The organism is Porphyromonas miyakawae (assembly GCF_045865415.1).
GTDB classification, from domain to species: domain Bacteria; phylum Bacteroidota; class Bacteroidia; order Bacteroidales; family Porphyromonadaceae; genus Porphyromonas; species Porphyromonas miyakawae.
On sequence record NZ_BAAFSF010000001.1, the window covers coordinates 184,435 to 208,070 of the forward strand.

At 45.8% G+C, this 23,636-nt stretch carries 19 protein-coding genes, 3 tRNA genes and 1 other RNA gene; 17 read left to right on the plus strand and 6 right to left on the minus strand.

What is annotated here, in order from left to right; translation table 11 throughout:
- Window positions 1-19: 19 nt before the first annotated feature.
- From trpS to ACLWMH_RS00690, 3 genes are all read right to left on the minus strand, one after another.
- A complete protein-coding gene (gene trpS, locus ACLWMH_RS00680; RefSeq protein ID WP_411914846.1) occupies window positions 20-1,006 on the minus strand; it encodes a tryptophan--tRNA ligase in 987 nt (328 codons plus the stop codon).
- A gap of 230 nt (window positions 1,007-1,236) precedes the next feature.
- A complete protein-coding gene (locus tag ACLWMH_RS00685) occupies window positions 1,237-2,277 on the minus strand; it encodes a ribonucleotide-diphosphate reductase subunit beta (protein ID WP_411914847.1) in 1,041 nt (346 codons plus the stop codon).
- A gap of 90 nt (window positions 2,278-2,367) precedes the next feature.
- Window positions 2,368-4,875: a ribonucleoside-diphosphate reductase subunit alpha gene (locus tag ACLWMH_RS00690; protein WP_411914848.1), complete on the minus strand. Its 2,508-nt coding sequence runs from the start codon at window positions 4,873-4,875 to the stop codon at window positions 2,368-2,370.
- A gap of 696 nt (window positions 4,876-5,571) precedes the next feature.
- Between ACLWMH_RS00690 and ACLWMH_RS00695 the strand changes: the two genes are divergently transcribed.
- The 17 genes from ACLWMH_RS00695 (at window position 5,572) to ACLWMH_RS00775 (ending at window position 18,782) form a co-directional block, all read left to right on the plus strand.
- On the plus strand, window positions 5,572-5,886 hold the full coding sequence (locus ACLWMH_RS00695) for a YtxH domain-containing protein (RefSeq protein ID WP_411914849.1): 315 nt from the start codon (window positions 5,572-5,574) through the stop codon (window positions 5,884-5,886).
- A 140-nt stretch (window positions 5,887-6,026) separates the two neighbouring features.
- The gene (locus ACLWMH_RS00700) at window positions 6,027-6,503 is read left to right on the plus strand and encodes a hypothetical protein (protein WP_411914850.1); all 477 of its coding nucleotides are present in this window, start codon (window positions 6,027-6,029) and stop codon (window positions 6,501-6,503) included.
- 14 nt (window positions 6,504-6,517) lie between these two features.
- A complete protein-coding gene (locus tag ACLWMH_RS00705; RefSeq protein ID WP_411914851.1) occupies window positions 6,518-6,964 on the plus strand; it encodes a hypothetical protein in 447 nt (148 codons plus the stop codon).
- A gap of 163 nt (window positions 6,965-7,127) precedes the next feature.
- Window positions 7,128-7,808 carry a tetratricopeptide repeat protein gene (locus ACLWMH_RS00710; RefSeq protein WP_411914852.1) on the plus strand — a complete coding sequence of 227 codons (681 nt, stop codon included), beginning with the start codon at window positions 7,128-7,130 and terminating at the stop codon, window positions 7,806-7,808.
- A gap of 3 nt (window positions 7,809-7,811) precedes the next feature.
- Window positions 7,812-8,312, plus strand: coding sequence for a 6,7-dimethyl-8-ribityllumazine synthase (gene ribH / locus ACLWMH_RS00715; RefSeq protein ID WP_411914853.1), 501 nt, complete (start codon window positions 7,812-7,814; stop codon window positions 8,310-8,312).
- 58 nt (window positions 8,313-8,370) lie between these two features.
- Window positions 8,371-8,453: transfer RNA gene (locus ACLWMH_RS00720), tRNA-Tyr, on the plus strand.
- Window positions 8,454-8,502: 49 nt separating this feature from the next.
- Window positions 8,503-8,575, plus strand: a tRNA-Gly gene (locus tag ACLWMH_RS00725).
- 55 nt (window positions 8,576-8,630) lie between these two features.
- Window positions 8,631-8,715, plus strand: a tRNA-Leu gene (locus ACLWMH_RS00730).
- Between the two features lie 140 nt (window positions 8,716-8,855).
- Window positions 8,856-9,692: a glutamate racemase gene (gene murI / locus ACLWMH_RS00735; protein WP_411914854.1), complete on the plus strand. Its 837-nt coding sequence runs from the start codon at window positions 8,856-8,858 to the stop codon at window positions 9,690-9,692.
- A 108-nt stretch (window positions 9,693-9,800) separates the two neighbouring features.
- Window positions 9,801-10,229, plus strand: coding sequence for an META domain-containing protein (locus ACLWMH_RS00740; protein ID WP_411914855.1), 429 nt, complete (start codon window positions 9,801-9,803; stop codon window positions 10,227-10,229).
- Between the two features lie 90 nt (window positions 10,230-10,319).
- Entirely contained in the window at window positions 10,320-12,548 is a 2,229-nt protein-coding gene (locus ACLWMH_RS00745) for a S9 family peptidase (protein ID WP_411914856.1), read from the plus strand.
- Between the two features lie 5 nt (window positions 12,549-12,553).
- A complete protein-coding gene (gene lipA, locus ACLWMH_RS00750; protein ID WP_411914857.1) occupies window positions 12,554-13,420 on the plus strand; it encodes a lipoyl synthase in 867 nt (288 codons plus the stop codon).
- Between the two features lie 7 nt (window positions 13,421-13,427).
- On the plus strand, window positions 13,428-14,189 hold the full coding sequence (locus ACLWMH_RS00755; RefSeq protein ID WP_411914858.1) for a type III pantothenate kinase: 762 nt from the start codon (window positions 13,428-13,430) through the stop codon (window positions 14,187-14,189).
- On the plus strand, window positions 14,167-15,471 hold the full coding sequence (locus tag ACLWMH_RS00760) for a hypothetical protein (protein WP_411914859.1): 1,305 nt from the start codon (window positions 14,167-14,169) through the stop codon (window positions 15,469-15,471). The genes ACLWMH_RS00755 and ACLWMH_RS00760 overlap by 23 nt, the downstream gene beginning before the upstream one ends.
- Before the next feature lie 75 nt (window positions 15,472-15,546).
- On the plus strand, window positions 15,547-16,917 hold the full coding sequence (locus ACLWMH_RS00765) for a tetratricopeptide repeat protein (protein ID WP_411914860.1): 1,371 nt from the start codon (window positions 15,547-15,549) through the stop codon (window positions 16,915-16,917).
- 25 nt (window positions 16,918-16,942) lie between these two features.
- Window positions 16,943-17,512: an LPS export ABC transporter periplasmic protein LptC gene (lptC, locus tag ACLWMH_RS00770; RefSeq protein WP_411914861.1), complete on the plus strand. Its 570-nt coding sequence runs from the start codon at window positions 16,943-16,945 to the stop codon at window positions 17,510-17,512.
- The gene (locus ACLWMH_RS00775) at window positions 17,499-18,782 is read left to right on the plus strand and encodes a hemolysin family protein (RefSeq protein WP_411914862.1); all 1,284 of its coding nucleotides are present in this window, start codon (window positions 17,499-17,501) and stop codon (window positions 18,780-18,782) included. Before lptC ends, ACLWMH_RS00775 begins: the two co-directional genes overlap by 14 nt.
- 107 nt (window positions 18,783-18,889) lie before the next feature.
- Here ACLWMH_RS00775 and ACLWMH_RS00780 read toward each other — a convergent pair whose 3' ends face one another.
- From ACLWMH_RS00780 to ACLWMH_RS00790, 3 genes are all read right to left on the minus strand, one after another.
- The gene (locus ACLWMH_RS00780; protein WP_411914863.1) at window positions 18,890-21,910 is read right to left on the minus strand and encodes a hypothetical protein; all 3,021 of its coding nucleotides are present in this window, start codon (window positions 21,908-21,910) and stop codon (window positions 18,890-18,892) included.
- Window positions 21,911-22,113: 203 nt separating this feature from the next.
- An RNA gene (gene rnpB / locus ACLWMH_RS00785) (RNase P RNA component class A) lies at window positions 22,114-22,485 on the minus strand.
- A 24-nt stretch (window positions 22,486-22,509) separates the two neighbouring features.
- Window positions 22,510-23,622: an Mrp/NBP35 family ATP-binding protein gene (locus ACLWMH_RS00790; RefSeq protein WP_411914864.1), complete on the minus strand. Its 1,113-nt coding sequence runs from the start codon at window positions 23,620-23,622 to the stop codon at window positions 22,510-22,512.
- Between the last annotated feature and the right edge of the window lie 14 nt (window positions 23,623-23,636).

Below are 23,636 nucleotides of genomic sequence, written 5' to 3' on the forward strand. Positions count from 1 at the left end.
TAATATACTTTCTTAGTCTTTACTTTGCGCTAAACCCTATTAGCTGTCTCACTTCTCTAATGGTCTTTGTCGCAGTTTCTCGTGCCTTGTCGGCACCCTCTTTTGCCACACGCTCTAAGAGAGCTTGATCGCCTCTTATTTCTAATATACGATCGCGAATGGGTTTTGTGGTTTTTACTATATCAGCAGCTAATTGCTTTTTGAGATCACCATAGCGTACAGAGCAGTTATTATAGGCCTCTAAGAAGAATTGGTACGTATCCGGCTCAGATACGATCTTCATTAACGAGAATAGATTGGCAATAGGTTCTGCCATCGCACTATTCGGCTCTGTGGGACCACTATCGGTAACAGCTTTCATTACCTTTTTGGTAATAGTCTTTTCGTCATCTATCAGATAAATAGCGTTTCCCTCGCTCTTGCCCATTTTACCGGATCCATCCAGTCCCGGTATCTTTACAGGAGATCCAAAGGAGAAAGAGGCCGGTTCGATGAAGTAGTCTACTCCGTATATATTGTTGAATCGACGTGCATATCGGCGCGCCATCTCCATATTCTGCTCTTGATCTTTACCTACCGGCACCTTCACTGCCTTGTGTAGCAGTATATCAGCAGCCATTAGCGTAGGATAAGTAAGCAGTCCGGCATTTACATTTTCAGGTTGCTTGCGTGCCTTTTCTTTGAAAGTGGTCGTGCGAAGCAACTCTCCCAAGTATGCATTCATATTGAGATAGAGGTATAGCTCAAGTACTTCGGGTACATCGCTTTGTCGATAGATTATCGCCTTCTCAGGATCTATACCACAAGCTAAATACTCAGCCAAAATGGTATAGGTACTCTCAATAATGTTTTCCGGGTGGGAGTGTGTGGTCAGTGAGTGCCAATCTGCAATGAAAAAGCGACAGTCGTATTCATCCTGCATCTTTACACAATTCACCACGGCACCATATAAGTTTCCTAAGTGTAAATTACCCGTGGGGCGTATTCCACTAACTACTATCTCCATATTCGTACGTCTTACTGTCTGTGACAAAGTTACGTAAACTTGTGCTACATACCAATAGTGCCCGTGGGGTGATGCATAGGATATTACGTAATGCAAAAAATGGCTTTTATCTTTTCTGCAAATCTTTCATAAACAGAGACTCGTAAGCGGCTTCCCTTATTATAGGGAGAGCTCGTTACGAGTCACTATACTTGTTAAGCAGAAAAATGTGCTATTGAATAGCTTTCCGCTTAGAGGTCGTCGTCTATGGAAGCACTCTTTGCATAAGCTCCTGGGCGTGCTTCGAAGAAGTCTGTTTTAATCAGATTGGGGTTGCTGTATTGTGCTACCCACTTCATACTCTCCGGCTCGGTTTCATGACCCGGGAATAGTACGCTGAAGCCTAAGTCGGTGGAGCGAGAGTTGGCTAACCACATAATATAGTCGCTTACCATAGAGGTATTGAGCCCCTCTATGTCGTTGCCGATTACGTATTGTCCCCATGCGATCTCTTGTCGTGCTCCCTCGGCAATCATCTCTTCAAAGTGCTTGACGGCTTGTGGGGTAAACAGCTCCGGCTCCTCGTTTTGCATCTCTTTAATCATAGAGCGGAAGAGCCACAAGTGTGTATTCTCGTCCCGATTGATATAGCGTATTTCCTGTACGGAGCCCGGCATCTTGCCAATACGACCCAGTGCATAGAAAAACATAAATCCGGAGTAAAAATAGACTCCCTCCAGTATGTAGTTGCCTACCATAGTCTCCAAAAGTCGCTCCGGAGTCTTATCCTTTTGGAAGGCATTGTAAATATCTCCTATGAATTTATTTCTTCTTAGAAGGTGTTCGTCATCACGCCACTGATAGAGTATGTCGTTACGCTCTTCGGGGGAGCAGATGGTGTCGAGCATATAGCTGTAACTCTGCGAGTGGATAGCCTCTTGAAATGCCTGTATAGTGAGGCACAGGTTCACTTCATTGGCGGTAATGTATTCCCCCACGTTGGGTAGATTGGCAGTTTGCAAGCTATCAAGGAAGATGAGAAACGAGAGAATCTTGTCGTAAGCAGTTTTCTCTGCATGGGAAAGGATACGATAGTCCTTTACATCTTGGCTGAGGTTAATCTCTTCCGGAATCCAAAAGTTATTCATCGCCGTACGATACCAATTCGACACCCACTGATACTTGATGTTGTTGAAGTCGTTGAGATTTGTCGTATTACCGTTGATAAGGCGGCGTTTAGAGAGCTCTATATCTCCATGCTCATTAAAGAGCGCCTTTTTTTTCAGTTCCATGATAAAAGTCTTTATTTTTCCGGGATCCTATGTAGCAAGGCTTGACCTTTTGTCCCCAACGATCCCTTTCTTTCTAAAATGTCCTCCTCATTATGAAGCGCATGTTTCACACTCTTCGACCTCTAACGAGAGGCTTCGTACATAATAGAGGCTCTTAACCCCTCCGTGCCAAGCTCGTAAGTATAGGTCTCGGATCCCACTAAAGGAAATTTCCTGAGTGATGTATAGGTTTACGGACTGTGCTTGGTCAATGTGTCGGCTTCTGATTGCAGCGGCATCTACCACCCACTTTTGGTCAATTTGATGGGCTGTTTTGTAAAGCCAGAAGGTGGCATCGGATAGCTCGGGTGCTACGCGTGGTATGATTGTACCCTTTTTCTCTTCAAGGAAGAAGCGATTCATAACCGGATCTACTCCGGCTGTAGTGCCTGCTATAATGCCGGTGCTACTGGTAGGTGCAATAGCCATCAAGTACCCATTGCGCAACCCATGTTTTGCCACATTGCTTGCCAGCTTATCCCACTCAGCCCCCGTGTAATGGCGTTTGTGGAAGTAGGCTCCCGTCTGCCAATCACTGCCCTCAAAGTGTGCATAGTGCCCCTTTTCTTTGGATAGCTCCATGGAGGCCTTTATGGCGTGGTAGTTGATCCGTTCAAAGAGCTGATCCATGTATTGCAGATGCTCCTCGCTCTCCCACGCAATTCTCTTTTTGGCGAGCAGATGGTGATATCCACTTGTGCCTAAGCCGATAGGGCGCATTTTCATATTGGTGAGGCGTGCGTAAGGAATGGGGTAAAAGTTGAGATCGATTACATTATCCAAAGCACGCACCACGGTGTTAATCACATTCCCTAACTCCTTGTCATCATCGCAAGATATATTGCCTAATACAAGCGAAGCTAAGTTGCAGACTACAAAGTCGCCGGGAATAGTCTCCTCTACTACAATCGGCTCTCCCTCTTCGGTGTGTACTGTAGTCTGCTTTAGTTTGATCTCGCTCTGATTTTGTGCTATTTCGCTACATAGGTTAGAGCAATAGATCATGCCGCAGTGATTATTGGGATTCATTCGGTTGACCGTATCTCGGTTGAAAATGAACGGAGTGCCTGTTTCCACGGCACTTTTAATAATCAACCGAAGCATATCTTTCAGTAGTATGCTACGCTTGGGGATGCGCTCATCCGCTACACAGTCCAAGTAGCGTCTTTCCCACTCCTCGCCCCAGTAGTCTTCCAAATTGTATCCTTTGATAGTGGCTACTTCATGCGGACAGAGCATGTACCACATTCCGTTGGGATCTACCTCTAACTGCTGCCAGAAGTAGTCCGGAACGCAAATGCCGGGGAATACATCATGCGCCTTCATACGGTCGTCCCCATTATTTGTCCTAATCTGTAGGAATTCCGGCATATCCCGATGCCAAAGATCCAAATAGAGAGCTACCGAGCCTTGACGTACGCCTAGCTGATCTACAGCGACGGCGGTATCGTTGGCGAGCTTAATCCATTTCAGTACCCCTCCGGCTACTCCTTTAAATCCACGAATATCGCTCCCTACAGCACGCACTTTGCCTATGTAGATGCCCATACCGCCTCCATACTTGCTGACTTGTGCAAAGTTGCTGATCGTGCGATATATGCCAATCAGATTATCGGGCATGACATCTATGAAGCAACTGGAGAGCTGATGTAGTGGCTTACGTGCATTGCTCATTGTAGGTGTGGCCATGGTTACCTTGAGCGTGGAGAGTATGTCGTAGATCTTTTTCGCCCAAGCTACACGCTTTTCGCCTTCCGGTATGGCTAAGTGCATGGCTATTCCCATGAACATCTCTTCCGGACGCTCCAAGACGGTGCCTGAACCATCTCTGATCAGGTAGCGCATATGTACTAAGTGTAGCCCGCTATAAGTGAAAAGGCGGTTGCGAAGCGGTTGTAAAGCCTCTGCCAGCTCGTCTACTTCCTTGCGGCTATAATGCTCCAGTATGTAGTCACCATACAAACCAGCCTTGGTGAGGTAGGATATTTTTTCGTAAAAGCTATGAATGTCCCGCTTATTCTCCTCGGCTACGAGTCGCTCTTCCATATCTAAAGCGAGTAGTCGCCCTGCTATATAGTCCCATCCCGGTGCCTCCGGTGTAATCAGCTCGACAGCGGCCTTTATGAGTAGGGGAAGGGTAGCTGCGCCCTCTTTAAAGAAGGATAAAAATTTGCTGCCCAGTAGGGACAACGAGTGAGCGGCATCGGGATACTCTTCGCGAAGCTCTTTCAGAAGGGAAATAACCCTTTCGTCTTTGATATATTTGCGGAACTTGTCGATCTCTTCGCGTGCTTCTCCGTGTTTGGTGCGATAAAGAATATACGCTTTGGCGACCTTGAAGTGTTGATGCATCATAAGGGTTGTTTCCACAATGTCCTGCACCGCTTCCACTTCAATTGAGTCACGCTCTCCTATTTCCTTTATGATGTCTCTTTCCAGTGCATCCAACTCTCTTTTGTGGAGTGTCTCTTCCGTGGCGCTAAATGCCCTACTGATGGCACTGCGTATTTTCTCTGGTGCAAACACCTCCACTTGCTTATTGCGCTTGATGATCTGCATGGCTGTATAGTTTGTTTCTTCGTTTGAATGCTACAAAGATAAGAAAATGACCAACCTATTGGTGTGCAAAATTAAAAACATCAATAGTTTGTGGTAGGGAAAATTATAAGCTCTATCGTCATACACCGGCACATTCTTTCTTGGATATCCGGTTAAGCTCTCTTTTTTATCTATACCCTTTGTTAAAAACCCTATAGCCTTTTTGTAGAAACCCTATAGGGTTTTTGGGAAAAGGCTATAGGGTATCGGTGAATAGATCTTTACAGCGAAAGAGAATACTTCGAAAAAATGTCGCCTTCTTGCGCTTTTCTGAGAGAAAATCTCCGCCTGTTTTACCTTAGAATGCCGGAGGAGTGGAAATGGTATAGATATTGTATATGAGTAAATAGCAAATGGGAACAAGAATGAGACAAAGAATTAAATGCAAATCAGCTGAGTGAAAATAATGAGGGGTAGCCGCTTGCAATTTGTATGAAATCCTTCTGCAAAAGTGTTGTTTTAGAAACTTTTTTTCTCTACCTTTGAAAGTGAGGGAGAAAAGAGCAGTTTTGCAGCACTATACCGAAAGAGCGCATTAGGCTCTCCCTTTGGAATAGAGATGCATTGATTTCAAAATGGAATATTTTACCTGCGAAGTGATGCTGAGTAGTAGGAAAAAAGAGAATATAATAACCTTTATTTGACCAAAAAATCAACATGAACAAGACAACGAATTTTGCTATTAATTGTGCCATCGGTGTAGCTATAGGCACCGCTATCGGCTATCTGATTGACAGAGACAATCGCCGCCGCTTTATGGATAATATGAAGGGGGCTGCAGATAAAACCCGCGACAGTGTGGTAGAAGGATACTATGAAGCCAAGGAAAAATACTATGAATTACGCGACAAACTGAAGAAGGAAGGTGCTGAATTCATAGATGAAGCAGAGGACTTTGTGGAAGAAAAAGCCGATAATCTAAAAGAGGCAGCCGGAAAAGCTAAGGAAAAGATTACCGAGGAAAAAAAATAACGAGCTCAGTAGGCGATAAGTAAAAAGGGAACAGCTACCCACTTGCGGCGTAGTACACTTTTGAGTTAGAGTTGTACGTGAGAGAGGTGGTGTTTGTATCCAAGTGAGGTTGTTGTTCCCTTCCATAGAAATGATAAGATATGACGGACGATAAGTTTAGCTTCAGTGCAGTTATTGCACATATTACCGACTGGGTGAGGTCTGTGTATAGGCATGGATCATTCCGGCTTATGGAGGGGATTCGAAAGGCGATGAATGTAGCTTTGCGTGGAGTCCTGTTGCTGATATTCGTGCCGTTAATATTGATGCTTTTAGCCATCTCATTGGGTTTCGGATTCAAAAGTTGGTTAGATACTTCATTTGCAATAGGGTTCCTGATGGCGGCTGCCGCCTTGTTAGTCCTTTTCTTTGTAGTACTCCTTATTGGGCATGCCGTGCTGGTTTCCCGACAGTCAAAAATGTTGGGAGAGTTTCTTGATAAAATGGGAGGAAAAGCAAGTGACGGGGAGGACAACATTGAAAAGAAGCCTTTGACAGCATTACTGGAAAGGGAATCCTTCGAAAGTGACTTGGACGAATCAAATAGTGGCATCTCTCCGGATGAGAGAGCTCAATAAGTAAGAGGTACAGTATGGCGAAAAAAGAGAATGTATTTCGGCGTTTTGAGGCGGAAAAGCGTAAGTCTGCCGACGAGTACCAAGAAGCCCGCATGAGGATTAGTGAAGATACGGCTTATCTCCGCGGAAAGAATTTGAAGGACATTACGGCTCTCGTAGTCAACGATGGCTTTATAGAGAAAAATTCAACTGTATATAAAGTGCTGGCCTTCCTTGGATTGAACAAGTCCAGTGAGGCCAAAGAGAAAAATACACCATCCCAAACAAAGGGAGGACGTAAGGGACTTTTAGATCGTGCCGTTAACACCTATGAGCGGATCTCCAAGAGCGGGGTGCCCGGTATGGTGTTTGATATCGTAAAGCCTATGCTGATTGGGCAGGGAGTGGCAATGGGACAAAGGTTGTTGCTGCGCAGTTTGAGCGGATTAAACCCTTTCAGGCGACGCCGTCGGAAGCGTTAGTCTTTTCTTCCTTATTAGACAGCCGGTTCAAGCGACCGGCTTTTTTCGTTAATTGAGTGGAGCTGCCAATCTGTAGGTTGGGGCAAAGTAGTGATGCGCAATTGTGTAATATTTACTACCTTTGCTCTCCTGAAGAGTAATTGATTAAGGATATTACACACTTATGGCAAATCAGAAGAGCAAAGAGAACGGGGCACAGGAGGCACTCTCGCGCGGTGAGAAGTTTTTTGAAAAGAATGCAAACTTGCTGCTGTGGATCCTTCTCGGAATAGTAATAGTAGCGTTTGGCGTTTGGGCTTATGTACAATATGTACGCAAGCCGCATATTGAGCGCGCCAATGAGGCTCTCTATGTAGCGGAAGATCAATTTATCAGTGGTGGCGACAGCACTGTGCTGAAATCCGAGGGACTGACTGACCAAGGCGTGCTTGCCGTTATTGATAAGTACTCCGGTACGAAGGCAGCTAACTTGAGTCACCTCTATGCAGGTATCGCATACTATGATATGGGTAAGTATGAGGAGGCATTAAATCACTTGAAGAAGTTCAAGGCAAAAGATGAGATGCTCGCTCCCAGTGCTATTCGTATGATGGGTGACTGCTGCGTGCAGTTGGATAAGTTGGATGAAGCCGTGAAGTACTTCGAAGAGGCTGCAAGCAAGGCTAATAACGAAGTGATCTCTCCACTCTGCTTGATCAAAGCGGCACATGTGTACGAAACGCAGCAAAAGTATGATAAAGCATTAGCTGCCTACAAGACGGTACGGGATAAGTACTATACTTCTTCTGAAGCTCTGCAAGTAGAGGCTGATATAGCTCGCGTAGAGCTTCTTCTCAATAAGTAATCAATGACTACGGATACAGGACAAGTGCCCGCTACATACGAGCTTCGGAGAAGAGATCCGAAAGAACTGTATGTGGCGGTTGTCTATGCACAGTGGAATGCGGATATTACGGTGCCGTTGAAAGAGGGTGCCGTACAGGCTTTCGCTACTGCCGGTATTCCCAAAGAGCATATAGTGGAGGTGGCTGTGCCGGGAGCTTTTGAGCTTACCTATGCTGCTGCCAAGTTGCTGCATGGAGTACGTAAGTATGATGCTGTGGTGGTATTAGGTTGTGTAATACGAGGAGAGACCAGCCATTATGATTGTATCTGTAATGCCGTAACTCAGGGGATTACTTCTCTCAATTTATTGCATACTACACCGGTTCTCTTCGGGCTTGTGACGACAGAGAATAAGCAGCAGGCAATAGATCGTAGTGGGGGTAAATATGGTAATAAAGGTGCGGAAGCAGCAATATCTGCATTAGAAATGATAGATGTTAGTTGTTTTTTATCAGAAAAGTAGTACCTTTGCACTCAGCTTCTAAGAGGGAAGCTATTTAAGACAGCGCGTAAGCGAGTAGGGGCAGTTGCCAGAGTGGCCAAATGGACTTGACTGTAAATCAAGCGGCGTATGCCTTCGGTGGTTCGAATCCATCACTGCCCACCTCTCTAACTTAATGTTCGTTGCTCTTTGTTAGAAGATTCCTTCGAATGCGGAAGTAGCTCAGTTGATAGAGCATCAGCCTTCCAAGCTGAGGGTCGCGGGTTTGAGCCCCGTCTTCCGCTCAGAACCTCTCTCATCTCTATCTTGTATCGGGGATATGCAGTGGAGAGAAATAAAGCCCGGATGGTGGAATCGGTAGACACGAAGGACTTAAAATCCTTTGGCTATTGCAGCTGTGCGGGTTCAAGTCCCGCTTCGGGCACACTGTTATTAGAGTTGACTTAGTAAGGAGATGTCACATCGCTGACATCTCCTTTTTTTTATCCCTTTTTTGTTTTCGATTGAGGAACTGTTGATTTGTCGGAATTGCTTTACTTTGTGCCGGCAAAGTGGACTTATTTTATGGAAACAAAGCAGTGGGCACCTATCGGTGTGTTTGATTCCGGCTACGGTGGTTTAACTATTTTGAAGGCGCTTAGGGCGCTTTTACCTCAATACGATTGGCTTTATTTGGGAGATAATGCGCGTGCCCCTTATGGGAGCCGCTCTTTTGATGTGGTACATAAGTTTACCCTTCAGGCTGTAGAATATCTTTTTTCGGCAGGCGCCCCTCTTATTATTGTGGCATGCAATACCGCGTCTGCAAAGGCTCTTCGTACAATTCAGCAGCAGGATTTGCCCTGTATGGAGGATCCAACGAAGCGTGTTTTGGGGATTATTCGTCCCACTGTGGAGGCTCTGGAGCAAATCACGCACAACAAGCACATCGGTATACTTGCTACAGAAGGAACTGTCGCAAGTGGTAGCTATCCGGTAGAAATAGAGAAACTTTTCTCGGGCTTTACCATTAGTCAGGAAGCGTGCCCTATGTGGGTGCCTTTGGTGGAGAATGGAGAAGCAGCCGGAGAGGGAACGGATTGGTTTATTCGCCATCACCTTACCCATCTTTTGCAGCAAGATAAGGCTATTGATACTATTCTCTTGGCTTGCACTCATTATCCTCTTTTGAGGGCTAAGATAGCGCAATACCTGCCCGAAGGTATTAGCATCGTGGAGCAAGGTACTTATGTAGCTCCCTCGCTTCAGGACTATTTGCTGCGTCATCCTGAGATGGAGCAGCGTTTGAGCAAAGGCGGAGAAGTGCGCTATTTGACTACGGAGTCGCCGGAGACCTTCTCTCGCAAAGCTTCTATTTTTGTAGGTGAGTCCATTATGGCAACGCATGTAGTGATCGATTAGAGCTACGCCTCTCTTCTGCTACTTAAAGGTTGCCCCTGTGCAAAAATAGGGTTTCTTAGAGCATGAATTGTTATCTTTGTAAGGTAATATTTAGAGATTAAGATGACAATGAAGAAAAAAGTATGGATCATTGTGGCACTCCTGAGTGTAGTGAGTGTGTTCACTGCTTGCGGTGCACGTCAGACCAAACAATCTATTTATAAGGATATATTAGGCAAATGGCAGGTAAGCGCACTACGCGGTGATGCTGTTACCCCTGAAAAAGGGAAGCTGGAGTTTAGCTTTGACTTGCGTCAGGGACGCATACATGGGTATGGGCTATGCAATCAGTTTAGTGGCAGCTTTGTCCTGAAGGAGAGTGGCTCCCTGTCTGTAAGTGAGCTTCTGTCTACTCTTGTAGGGTGCGAAAATGATTTTTTGGAAACTGCCCTATTTGATGCACTCCAAGAGGCTACCCGGATTGAAATAAAGGGCGATAAAGCCCTTGTGTATGGGAAGGGGTCGGACACAGCTATAATGGAGCTGAAGCGTCGCTAAACAAAGTTTAATTGCCTTGTAAGCAGCCTTCCTACACTCAGCGAGTCTGTGGAGGGCTGGGCTATAAACATTCTAACACCAAAGAAATTTATGAATCGTCACACCAATATATTCGGCATTTCTCTTTTTCTTATAGGTTTGCTTTTGGGGGTCGTTCCCTGCCAAAATATTCATGCACAGATAGCAGTTTCTTCCTCAACACATGCCGGCTCACTCATTACTTTGGAAGAGGTAACCGGAGGGGCTTTTTACGATCGTTTTACGGGCGCGCGCATCATGCCCTTTCCCGGAGATGGCGATATGTATACCAGCATTAGTAGGGATGGAAGAAAAATCAATCTGTATAGCTACAAAACCGGGAAAGAGGTCGCTTCGATAGTGGACTTACTCTCGGCACGCGGAGGTGATCAGATAGATCGAATATGGTCCTATACGATAGCGCCTTCGGGTAAGAAAGTGCTTTTGCAGACGGAGCCGGAGCTGATCTATAGGCGTTCATTCAAAGCGAAGACCTTCGTTTATGACGTGGCTACCCAAAGCGTGGCACCCCTGAGTGGGAAAGAGGATAAAGTAATGATCCCCACCTTTAGTCCCGATGGTAGAATGATTGCCTTTGTGCGTGACAACAATATCTTCATAAAGAAGTTAGACTTCAATAGCGAAGTGGCAGTAACGACAGACGGCAGAATAAATGAGATCATCAATGGCTCTACCGACTGGGTGTATGAGGAAGAGTTCGCTGTTACGAGCCTTCTTTCTTGGAGTGAAGATGCCGCTACACTGGCTTATGTATCGACGGACGAAAGTGCTGTGAAACCCTATACGCTTACTTACTATGGAGATAGCCTGTATCCTGCTATGTATTCCTATAAGTATCCGAAGGCAGGTGAGGATAACTCCGTTGTCTCCGTACGCATTTACGACGTACTCACTAAGGGCACCCATACCATTAAGCTACCACTTGAAAAGGATAGCTATATACCTCGCATCACCTTTACTCCGCAAGAGGGACAGCTGGCGGTTGTAACGCTGAATAGACGGCAGAATGATCTCCGTCTCTTCATGGTAAACCCTAAGACAACAATAGCTCGCGAGGTGCTGCGCGAGCAGGATAAGTGCTATATCAGTGAGCAATACATTCATACCCTTGTGATTGATGCGGAGGGCTTTGTTATGCAGAGCGATAGGAGCGGCTATAGCCACTTGTATCGCTTCAATAAGCAAGGAGTTATGACAAAGCAGCTAACGAGTGGAGACTATGATGTGACGGATTTCTATGGCGTTGACCGCAATGGGAATGCCTATTACCAAGCTGCTCTACCTAATCCGGGAGAGCGCCGGATCTATCGGGTAAGTCCAAAGGGCAAGAGTATGCTGTTGGCAGGAGATAAGGGCTTTAATATAGCTCGCTTCGGGCAAGACTTCAGATGGTTTATTTTGGAGCATTCTACACGTCAGATGCCGCGTACGTATTCTGTGTGCTCCGGAAAGGATGGTAAGAGTGTGCGTATCCTTATGGATAATAGTGCGCTTAGGACTAAATTGGCTTCTATAGCTCGTCCGGAGAGTAGTTTTACTACACTTACCACACCGGCAGGACATTCCCTTCGAGCAGAGCTGATTAAGCCGCTGAATTTTGATGAAGGGAGGCAGTATCCGCTTGTGATGATCCAGTATAGCGGTCCCGAGTCGCAGCAGGTAGCGGATCAGTTTAGTATGGGCTGGGAGGAATACTTGGCGCAGCAGGGCTTTTTTGTGGCTATTGTAGATGGTCGCGGCACAGGAGCAAGAGGAAGCGAGTGGCGTAAAAACACTTATATGAGTATAGGCGTCAAGGAGACTGAAGATCAGATCGCTGCAGCGCACGAGCTGGGTAAATTGCCCTATATAGATGCTTCAAAAATAGCAATTTGGGGCTGGAGCTATGGAGGGTATATGGTGCTCCGGTCTTTGTGTTGTGGTGAGGGAGTTTTTGCTGCCGGTATAGCTGTAGCGCCTGTTACGGACTTTGCTTTCTACGATACAATTTATACAGAGCGTTATATGCGTACCCCTCAGGAGAATCCAACCGGCTATAAGAGTAGCTCCGTATTACCTATTGCCACCAATCTAAAGGGTAAGTTATTGCTGATTTATGGGGCAGTGGACGACAATGTACACCCACAAAATAGTATGTGCTTCTCAGAGATACTGATACAGAATAATATAGCATTTGATATGGCTGTCTATCCTGACTCAGATCATAGTATCTATGGAGGAAATCGCCGACTACATCTATATACGAAGATGACAAACTTCCTGAAGCAAAACCTTCAGTAAAATAGATGCAAGAGAGAGAAAAGCCTTTGAAGCACGTGCCGAAGCCTGATTGGCTGAAGATCAAGCTTGGGAGTAATGTGACATATCAGCACACAAGAGAGGTGCTGTCGTCGCATATGCTTCATACCATCTGTAGCAGTGGCCGGTGTCCTAATCAAGGGGAGTGCTGGTCTCGCGGTACTGCATCCTTTATGATAGGAGGGGATGTGTGTACGCGCTCTTGCCGCTTTTGTAATACCAAGAGTGGGCGTCCTGCTCCCTTAAATCCGGAGGAACCTAACTCAGTGGCGCACAGTATTCGGGAGATGAAACTTCGGCACGCTGTAATCACCAGTGTGGATAGAGACGATTTGCCTGATGGAGGCAGTTTACATTGGCAAAAAACTATTGACGCCATACGAACGCTCACTCCGCAGGTTTCGCTTGAAGTACTCATACCGGACTTTGGTGGGAGTGAAGTGGCTTTAGATAGGATTATTTCATCTAAGCCCGATATCATATCGCACAATATGGAGACAGTGCGGTGTCTTACCCCCTCGGTACGTAGCGTGGCTACCTATGAGCGTAGCTTAGCGGTGCTGCGTTATATAGCCTCTAAAGGTATAGTGACCAAAACAGGCTTTATGCTGGGGTTAGGCGAGACCTATGACGAAGTATTGGAGCTTTTGAGGGATATTAAGGACTGTGGTGTTACAGTAGTTACGATAGGACAGTATTTGCAGCCTACCCGTAAGCATCTTCCCGTGGTTGAATACGTGCATCCCGATGTATTTAATAAGCTCAAAGACGAAGGAATGAAGATGGGATTTCGACATGTGGAGAGTGGCCCATTGGTGCGCTCTTCGTACCATGCTGAGCGACATATGCTGTGATGCGTTTATGAGGCCTCTACGAATACTTATTGACCAAGGAAATAGCTTTTGTAAGATTGCTTTCTCGCATGAGGAAGAGCTTATATCCTCTATTACCGTAACGTTGGATAAGGCCGTTGAATCGATAGCACGCTTTCCCCGGTTTGACGAGAGTAGTGAGATCGTATCGATCTATTGTTGCGTAGGTGAGTGCTATGAGCCTCTTCGTGCGTGGCTTTTGAAGAATGCTGCACGCTTGATTATGTTGGATGAAAAGACCTCTATTCCTATGGCAGTAGAGCGATATGATCGTACTTCGCTGGGGGTGGATCGTATTGCTGCAGCTGTCGGGGCTTTGTCCTTATATCCTATAGCAAATGATTTCTTGGTGATAGATATAGGTACTGCGATTACCTTCGATAGAATAAATCGGAAGCGGGGATTCTTAGGAGGTAATATATCTGCCGGTCCGGGTCTGCGGGCTGAGGCATTGCGGAGTCATACTGCCCACTTGCCGTATGTGGAGCCCGGTAAGCATAAGGTAGACATAGATTTTGCCCTTGATACGAAAAGTGCCATTGCCAATGGAGTCTTTCTCAGTGTACTTTATGAAATAGAGGGCTATATTGCGTTAGTGAAGAAAAATTGCCCCGATGCCCTTGTGCTGCTGACAGGAGGCTATGCGTCCTATTTTGTGGAGAAAATAAAAAACGTGACCTTTGTGGAGCGACTTACAATGGTCGGATTAAATAGTATTGTAAGCTACAATGAAAATATTGAGAGCAATTAACCGTACAATAAGTTTGCTTATCCTTTTGGCAGCTGCCTTAGGGATGCCCTTTACGGGACAAGGTCAGAATAATAGTACTGAGTCGCCCTATACACGCTTTGGTATCGGAATGCGAAACGAAACAGCCTCTACAGCTTCTCGAGCCTTAGGAGGAACAGCGTATGCCTTAAGGCGTGCCGATATAATCAATTCAAAGAACCCGGCTTCTTATGCGGCGGTAGATTCGCAAACCTTTATCTTTGACTTTGGAGGTTCCTTCGGGGTTAGTTTGTTGAAGGATCAGAATAATAAGGATACACGCATATTAGGAAACTTCGAATATGCCGCTATGCTCTTTCCCATTACGAAGTGGATGGCAGTAAGTGCCGGTATAAAGCCGTATGCTTCGGTAGGTTATCGCCTTGGGACAACAGAGCCAATCCCCGGAGCAAAAGATCGCAATTTTACGGTTGAAAGTAGAGGATTGGGCAATATTAGTAACCTCTTCTTTGGGATGAGCTTTGAGCCGTTCAAGCACTTTACTTTAGGGGCTAACTTTAGTTATCTCTTCGGTAAGGAAGTACACGCAAGGGCAATTGATTACGGCACCTCAGCTTCGTATAATCCTAATTTCTACGAGACGCTTTCATTGAGAGCATTTAAGACAGATCTCGGCCTGCAGTATGCCTTTGCTGTAGGGAAGCAGGGATTGCTTACGTTGGGGGCAGTGTATAGTCCCTCACTGCCCTTCCGGAGTAAACAAACCTTTTGGGATAATATTTCGCAGGGGGGCGCCATAGTAAAAGAGGTGCGAAGGGATACTATATCATCTCGTGATGCCTTTCGCATGCCCCATGAAATAGGTCTTGGCGTCGCTTATTCAGTGGAAAATAAACTTTTGCTGCTCGCAGACCTCCAATATAATATATGGAACAATGCGTTCATTGACACTTCTAAGGCTACTCCGACCAATCAATTTGGCTTTTCCTTGGGTGCGAGCTTTATTCCCGATAGTGAGTCTCGCTCATTGGGACGGCGAATGGAGTATCGCTTTGGCTTATCAGGAGAGAATCACTACTTGCAGCTCCCCGATGCCACGGGTGCGCTTAAGGGCTCGCTCGTAGGCGCTATCTCAGCCGGTATAGGTATCCCCATGGTTGACCGACGCTCTTGGGTGGATCTGACAGTTGAGTACAAGCATCTGATGCCACGTGCCAAAGGATTTGTGTCGGAGAACTACTGGCAACTCACATTTGGCTTGCGCTTTAACGAGGCTTGGTTCCGTAAGCTCAAGCTTGATTAACAATAATGAAGCGAACTATCGCTATCTTTACAACTACATTACAAAAAAGAACTATTAGACACGTAATACAGACCAATGAAAATTAGAAACTTGCTCTTAGGAGCGTTACTACTGAGTCCGGTCGGATTTCTTCACGCACAGACCGGAGTGACGGATGGGTCACCTTTCGGGCATGGTGAAGACAGTATTCGCTGTCGCGAGAATATAAGCCTGCTCACCTCCTATGCAAAGAGTGACAACTACAAAGATGCGCGTTTGTTTTGGGAAAAAGCCTATAAAGAGTGCCCCGGAGCAAGCAAGAATATTTACATCTATGGGGTGAAGATCCTTACTTGGGAACTGGAGAATGCCGCTTCTGCTCAAGAAAAAGCCGCTAAACTGGATGAGTTACTTGCACTCTATGATAAGCGTGCTGAGTACTTTGGAGACGATGCTAAGTATGGTCGCGATTGGATCTTGTCACAGAAGATATCTGACTATATGCGTTATGTAGCTCCCGAGAAGCTTGATTACGATCTTATTTATAAGTGGACGAGTAGTGTCGTATCCGCTGAAAGTCAGAAAAAAATAGATCCCCAAGTTGTTTATTTCCATGTGTTCTCATCACTCAATAAAGCCATTGGTCATCCCGAATGGCATGAGAAATACATCAACGACTACATGGCAGGTAACGATCATTTAGAGCAGTCTATAGAGCTATCTAAGAGTGCCGGTGATACAACGACCATGGAATTTGTACAGACACTGAAGGATCAGTTGGATGGTCTCTTTGCTCAGAGTGGTTTGGCAGATTGTAAGATGCTTGCTGATATCTACGGTAAGAATCTGGAGGCTAACAAGACGAATCAGGCCTATCTGCAAGCTATGTTAGATATGTTCCGTATCTCAGATTGTGAAGATAGCCCCCTGTACTTCAAAGCTAGTAAATACATGTTTGCTATTCGACCCACAGCTGCTTCAGCTGTAGGCTTGGCAAGAGAGGCACTAAGCAACAAGCGTATTAGCGAAGCAACCGACTACCTCAATAAGGCAATCTCCCTGACTCAGGATCATAAGCTGAAAGCTCAGTGTTACTATACGCTCGCTACGATACAGATGAATGCTCGAAGCTATTCGCAGGCTCGTGCTTTGTGTAATAAAGCAATGGCAGAGAACCCCAATATGGGTGCTCCATTGATACTGATTGCACAAATGTATGCTTCTTCCGCTTCTTCTATTTATCCGGATGATCCCGTAAAGCAGCGCTGTGTATTCTACTTGGTAATGGATAAGTTGGAGAGAGCACGCTCGGTGGATTCCTCTGTAGCAGGCAAGGCCGGTCAACTGATCGCTACGTATCGTAGGAGCCTTCCCTCTTCCTCCGACATATTTATGCATCCCGAGTTAGACAAGGGTAAAACGTTCCACGTAGGGGGATGGATCGGTGAATCCACTGTTATTCGATAAGCAAGCTCTACGTAAAAGACTATTCGTGAGTAAAGTACTTCTCCTTATAGGGAGTGGTGCTTTACTCCTTTTTTGTTTTACAGCTTCTTCGTGTAGTAAGAAAAAGAAGCCGGAGTTGGAGCATATTACCTTTGATGCCAATGCCGGCTACTCGATGCTTACTCGCAATGTAGATGTAGCCGTTTCTGACTCCGGACAAACGAAGTATCGTCTATTAACTGATGCGTGGTATATTTATGATCAGGGCGATAGCTCTCGTTGGTTCTTTCCGGAGGGCTTCTTAGCCAAAGAGATTGACTCTCTTAAAACTATGCCCACGCAACTATCATCCGATACAGCTTATTACTTTACGATACAAGATACTTGGCTCTTTTTAGGGAACGTGAAGGTAGTGAATGAACGCGGAGAGCGCTTCTTTGCTAAGCAGCTATACTGGGATAAACCACACAATCATGTTTATTCGGAAGATACGGTCAATATCATAAGCGGGGAGCGACACTTGACCGGATCCGGCTTTTCCGCTAATCAGGATTTTACACTCTATTCCATCTATAACAATAATGGTGTAACGGTGGTAGAGGATGACGATAAATGATATGACGATAGCGCTTAATTTACTTTTTCTCTTCGTACTAATCGTTTTCTCCGCCTTCTTCTCGGGGATGGAGATAGCATTTCTTTCAACGGATCGTCTTCGTCTACAGATTGATAAGGCACGCGGTGGATCCGTTAGCGGTGTACTGCGGCGTCTTTTCCGCAATACAAGCCTTTATATCACGACCATGCTGGTGGGCAACAATATCGTCATCGTTATGTACGGATTAGTTACATCGGCATTGCTTAATCCGCTGCTTGCCACATTCTTTAGTGATGGGGTAGTGATTCTGATCAATTCAATTGTATCGACCTTTGTGATTCTCCTTTTGGGAGAATACCTGCCTAAGAGCTACTTCAAGCGCAATGCCAATAAATGCATGCATCGCTTCGCTTTTCCTATTTATTTCCTTTACATTATTCTCTATCCGATCAGTGTTTTTTGTGCTTTGATTAGTCGCTTCTTCATTTGGATTAGTGGCTCTTCCAATAAAGCGCAGAGCATTGCGCCTAAGCTGACTACTGTTGATCTGGATCATTATCTAAGTGTGAGCATGCAGTCGTATTGTGCTGAGAAGCAGCCTTTGGATACCGAGGTGAAGATCTTACAGAATGCTATTGACTTCTCGGAGGTTAGGGCCCGTGATTGTATGGTGCCGCGTAATGAAATTGTGGCATGTGATATTGATACCGATGTAGAGGAGCTAAAAGATATTTTTGTTACAACGGGATTCTCCAAGATCGTTGTGTATAAGGAAAATATTGACGACATAGTGGGCTATGTACACTCTTCTGAAATGTTTCGAGGGGGGGATTGGCAGAAGCGGATGCGCAAGACGCTCTTTGTGCCGGAGAGTGCCTATGGGCATAAGTTGATGCGTCAGTTAATGCTTCGTAAGCAAAGCTTAGCTGTTGTAATTGATGAGTTGGGTGGTACTGCCGGTATTATCACTTTAGAGGATTTGGTAGAGGAAATCTTTGGAGATATAGAAGACGAGCATGACAAAAAGAAGCTTATAGCAAAGCAACTTGATGAGTGTAATTGGGTTTTGAGCGGACGTATAGAGATAGATGATCTGAATGATCGCTTCGGCTTGGACTTGCCTGAGTCGGATGATTACAATACACTGGCGGGATTTGTTATTGATCACTGTAACTCAATTCCTGAGAACAAAGAGGAGGTAACAATCGGTAAGTATCATTTCACGGTACTCAAGAGTAGCTCTAACCGCATTGAGCTGCTTCGACTCACTATACAAGAGGATGAGTAATGCATCCTTTCTCATGAAAAAATGAAACGCTGCCCCAATCCTATCGATTGAGGCAGCGTGCTTTTTAGGGCATGATCAAATAAATGTGCCTGCCCTTTTAGAGTACTTTACTTACGCTTAATAGTAAGCTTAGTAGTAAAGTAGGGCTCTTCGTTTTCGTATAGTACAAATAGGTATTCTCCCTCTGAGAATGCGGCAACCGATAGGGTTCCCTTACCTAATGAATCACTTGTTGCGGATGCCAGTAGATGCCCCGATAAGCTATACAAACGTATTGCCGAATAGGGCGTAGCACCTTGCCAGTACACGCTCTCCGACGTCGGATTGGGATAGATAGCTAAGGCCGTTTCCTGAAGCGTGGCGGTAGGATTGCGGAAGCTCGCCTTGATCGTTACATTACTTACGGCTGTAAAGCTCTTTGTCGCTGTAATATCTTCATCATTGGCCCATAGCTTGTCCAATACATATTTCTCATCGGGAGAAACGCTTACTTTCAGCTTGCTCCCATAGGCAACCTTCTGTAGGTCATCGGCTCCCGATACGGTGATGCGTCCATGTGCATTGGGTTCTACCGATACGGTGAAGGTGAGTTCACTATCGGTGCATTGACCCTTTCTGCCTGCATACGGGTGTCCATATCCATAGCCGGGTTGCTTTACTGAGTAGACGCTCCAGTTCTTGCTCTTTGCAATATTGGCAGCATGCTCAGTAAATACATTGCCTGTAGAGGGGTCACCTGTTTCCTCTGCATAGATGAGTACATCTATTGAAGCAGTCTCCTTCGTAGAGCGATCGGTCAAAGCCTCGGCAATGGCCTCCATAGCAGTACAGTTCAATAGGTTGTCTTCGCAAGAAAGCCAAAAGAGATCCTTACAATCAGAGATATTTAGTGAAGTAAGGCGGTTGCTGTAGCAATAGAGATATTGCAGATGAGTGGAGTGTGATGCGTCTAAAGAGGTGAGTTTATTGTTGTAGCACATTAGAGACGTCAGATTGGGGCATTGTGCTACGTTGAGGTGCTCCAGCATATTCCCATAGCACCAAAATCTTTCTAATTTCTCTCTTCCGGATATATCAAATGTGGTTAATTGATTTGAGGAGCAGGAAAGTGTTTTCAGCTCTCTACAGGCGGTTATGTCCAGGGTGGACAATTGGTTGTCGTCACATGCTAAGTACATCAGCTGTGGGCAGTAAGAGAGATCTAATGAGGTGAGTTTGTTGTTGTGGCAAAAGAGCGTTGTCAGATTTTCGCATTGCGTAACATCCAACGTTTCTAATTGATTGTCTTGGCATAAGAGCGTAGTCAGCAAGGGGTTCTGAGTGGTCTTGAGCGAGGTTAACTCAAGTTTGCTACAATTCATTTTACTTATATCGCCACTTAGGGTAACCGTTTGTGCCATAAGTGTATACCAAGTAAAAGTACTATCTGTCTTTACCGGCTCTTTTAACCCGGTTGCTGTTACAGGGCCATCAGCGTCGATAAGCATCTTGATCTTCTCCCCTACTTTCTTGTTTGTAGTAAATGTGATGCGGGCGCCACTGAAGTCTTGGCAAACTCCCTTTCTCCCTGTGAACGGACTTTGTTTATCGGAGCCTCCGACCTCGGCACTCAGTATGCTCCACGCCTTTTCGCTCGCTATGGCTACGATATGCTCGGTTACTATATTCCCTTTACCTGTGGTCGCCTTCTTTTCCTTATCACATAAGGCAATTAGGGATGCTTTTTCGGAAGCCTCCCGCTTGGGTAAGCTGGTGGCAAGCTGCTCCATCTCTTCACAGCCAATGAGGTTGTCTTCGCAGGCAATGTGTTTGAGAAGCGTGTTGGATGAAACATTTAGCGCAGTGATACGATTGCTGTAGCAAGAGATAGTTTCTAAAAGCGAGCAGGCAGATACATCCAAAGCGTGTAGCGTATTGCCGCCACAGTAAAGCTCCTTTAAGTTTGTGCAAGAAGAGATGTCTAAAGCACTCAGCGCATTTCGTGCGCAATCCAATAGGGTTAGGTTCGTATTTTGTTGTACGTCTATAGTTTGTAGCGCATTATCGGCACAATGTAGTGCTGCGAGGGGCTTGCATTGCGATACATTGAGTGTGGTGAGTTGATTCCCTTCACAGATAAGTTTTGTAATATTTCCCTGTAGCGTGATCGTTTGTGCAGAAAGAGTATAGGCGTGACTTGTGCCATCTGTGTTAATTGGCTCTACAAGTCTCTTTGCCGTAACGGCTCCGTTGGCTTGTATGCTTAGGGTAACTTGCTTCCCAACGGCTCTTTCAGTAGACAAAATAATCGTACTGGGCTCGAAGTCAGAGCAAGAGCCTTCTCTTCCGGTATACTCGGTTTCCTTGTCATCATCTCCGACAGAGAAGACATTCCAATTCTTAGCAGTCGCCACTTCTACAGCATGAGTAAGCAGGATATTTCCTTCTCCGCTTTGCGCTGTTCGCTCTTTGTCTGTCAAGGCATCAAACACGGCTTCTTCTTCCGGAGTGCGAGTGGGTAGTGCGCCCACTAAAGTCTCCATAGCACTACAGGAGAGTCGGTTGTCTTGACACGCTAGGTAGGCAAGCGCAGTGCAGCCCGTTAGATTGATCGTTTTTAATTGATTGTGGTAGCATAAGAGGTACTCCATACCCTCATTGTCGGATGGGTCTAACTCCGTAAGGCGGTTATTGCCACAGTCTAAGTAAGAAAGGGCCCCTTTATGGGGAAGGAGCAATGAGGTTAATTGATTGTCCCAGCACTCTAAGGAGGAAAGCCTTGCGCATGCCGACACGTCTAAGGATGTTAGTTGATTGGTGTAGCAAGTGAGCTCTTCCAAAGTGCCACATTGCGATACGTCTAAAGTGGTCAATGCATTGGACGTACACTCGAGCTTGCTGATATTACCCTTTAGTGTCACTCTCTGGGCGGTCAGGGTGTACGATTTCTTTTGACCCGATGTAATGGCCTCGCTGATGCCGTTTGCCTCTATTGTGCCGCTCCCCTTAATCAGAAGCTGCACTGTCTCTCCAACTTTTTTGGAGGTAGTAAAGGTAATGCTTTGCGATGCTGCCGTAGCAGCAAAGAACAGTGTGAAAAAGGCGGCTATTGAGATATAATTAGTCACCTTTATGAAAGTTTTTTTCATATCCTTTTGTTTTTATTCCTGTACTGCAAAGGTAGTCATTCCTATAAGTAGACCTCTGAATTTGGAAATAAAAGTAAAGTTTTCTTATCGGTTGACTTTGCAGAATGACTGAGACTATAGGAATAGATCCGAAAGGTGATAAGTGTAGGGAAAAGAAAGAGGCATGTAGCGCGGTATCGTCCTGCTACATGCCTTTTTCTATGAGGTACAGTAGTGCTATAAGCCGGGTTCTGTAGCGCAAATGCGCTGTCTGCCATTTATCTACGAACTGCGTTGCCGCAGCCCTCCAGCAATCTACCCCTCGGCATCGGACGGGTCGTCCTACAGCGCCGGTATACATGATCTTGCAACCCATAAGCGGTACGGCAGACACTGTCACCAGTGTCTCGGTAGGCTCTTACCCCACCTTTTCACCCTTGCTCCTATAGAGAGGAACTCGTCCCCGGGAGCGGTTATTCTCTGTTACCTGCTTTTACGGCTCACGCCGCCTTCCCGTTAAGAAGTATGGTACCCTGTGTTGCCCGGACTTTCCTCCCCCACGCATGACGCATGGCAGCGGCAGACCGCACTACTGTATAATTTTGGATTCGTTTATCCCATTAGTGCCTCATCTCTACACGCTTGGTAGGAGGCTCTTTACTGTTGCGCTCTTGAACAGCTTTTACTACAGCATCAGCAAAGTTATCAAAAAAGAGCGACAGCATATTATCCTTCTGAGAGGCGGAAGGCTGCCCCTGATCTCCGGAAGAACATATACTTTCAACGATAGGAATTTGAGCCAATAGAGGGAGCTTTAGCTCTTGTGCCAAACGCTCGCCACCCCCTTTGCCAAAGATATAATACCTATTGTTGGGAAGCTCTTGCGGAGTAAACCAAGCCATATTCTCCACAATACCAAGGATCGGCACTTCGATTTTGTCATTCGTGAAGAGATCAATCCCCTTGCGTACATCTACTAAGGCAACTTCCTGAGGGGTGGTTACCATAATGATGCCACTAAGTGCAATCGTTTGCACAATAGTGAGGTGTATATCACCGGTACCCGGAGGCATATCTAAAAGAAGAAAGTCCAGCTCCCCCCAATTAGCTTGTGTAATAATCTGAGTTACTGCATTGGATGCCATTGAGCCGCGCCAAATAAGTGCCTTGTCGGGATCTACAAAGAAACCGATTGACAGTAGCTTGATCCCATTGAAAACCTCAATAGGCTCAATCAGCTCTTTCCCATCAATCTCTTGTGCAACGGGACGCGCCTCCTCGCAACCAAACATCTTGGGCATGGAGGGACCGTATATATCCGCATCAATAACCCCTACCCGATAGCCTTTCAAGGATAAAGCTACCGCCAAATTAGCCGTTAGTGTACTTTTGCCTACTCCCCCTTTCCCGGAGAAAATGGCAATCGTATTTTTTACCCCTTTGAGTGGCTGCTCTGTCGTCTCGGCAACCGGCTTAGCTTCGGGGAAGAGCGGGGTGATATTTCCTTTGATCTCTATATCGGGGGAAACAAAAGTGAGCAGTGCCTGTTCGGCTGCTTTAATGACCGACTTATGAAAAGGGTCGTTATGTTTAGCGAAGCGTAGGTTAAACGATACTTTATGCCCTTCTATGCGAAGTGCTTCCACCATTCCAAGTGATACAATATCTTCACCTGTACCGGGGTATCGAACCTTTTTGAGTGCGTCTAATATGAGTTGTGGGTATAGGTCCATGATAGGAAAGCGAG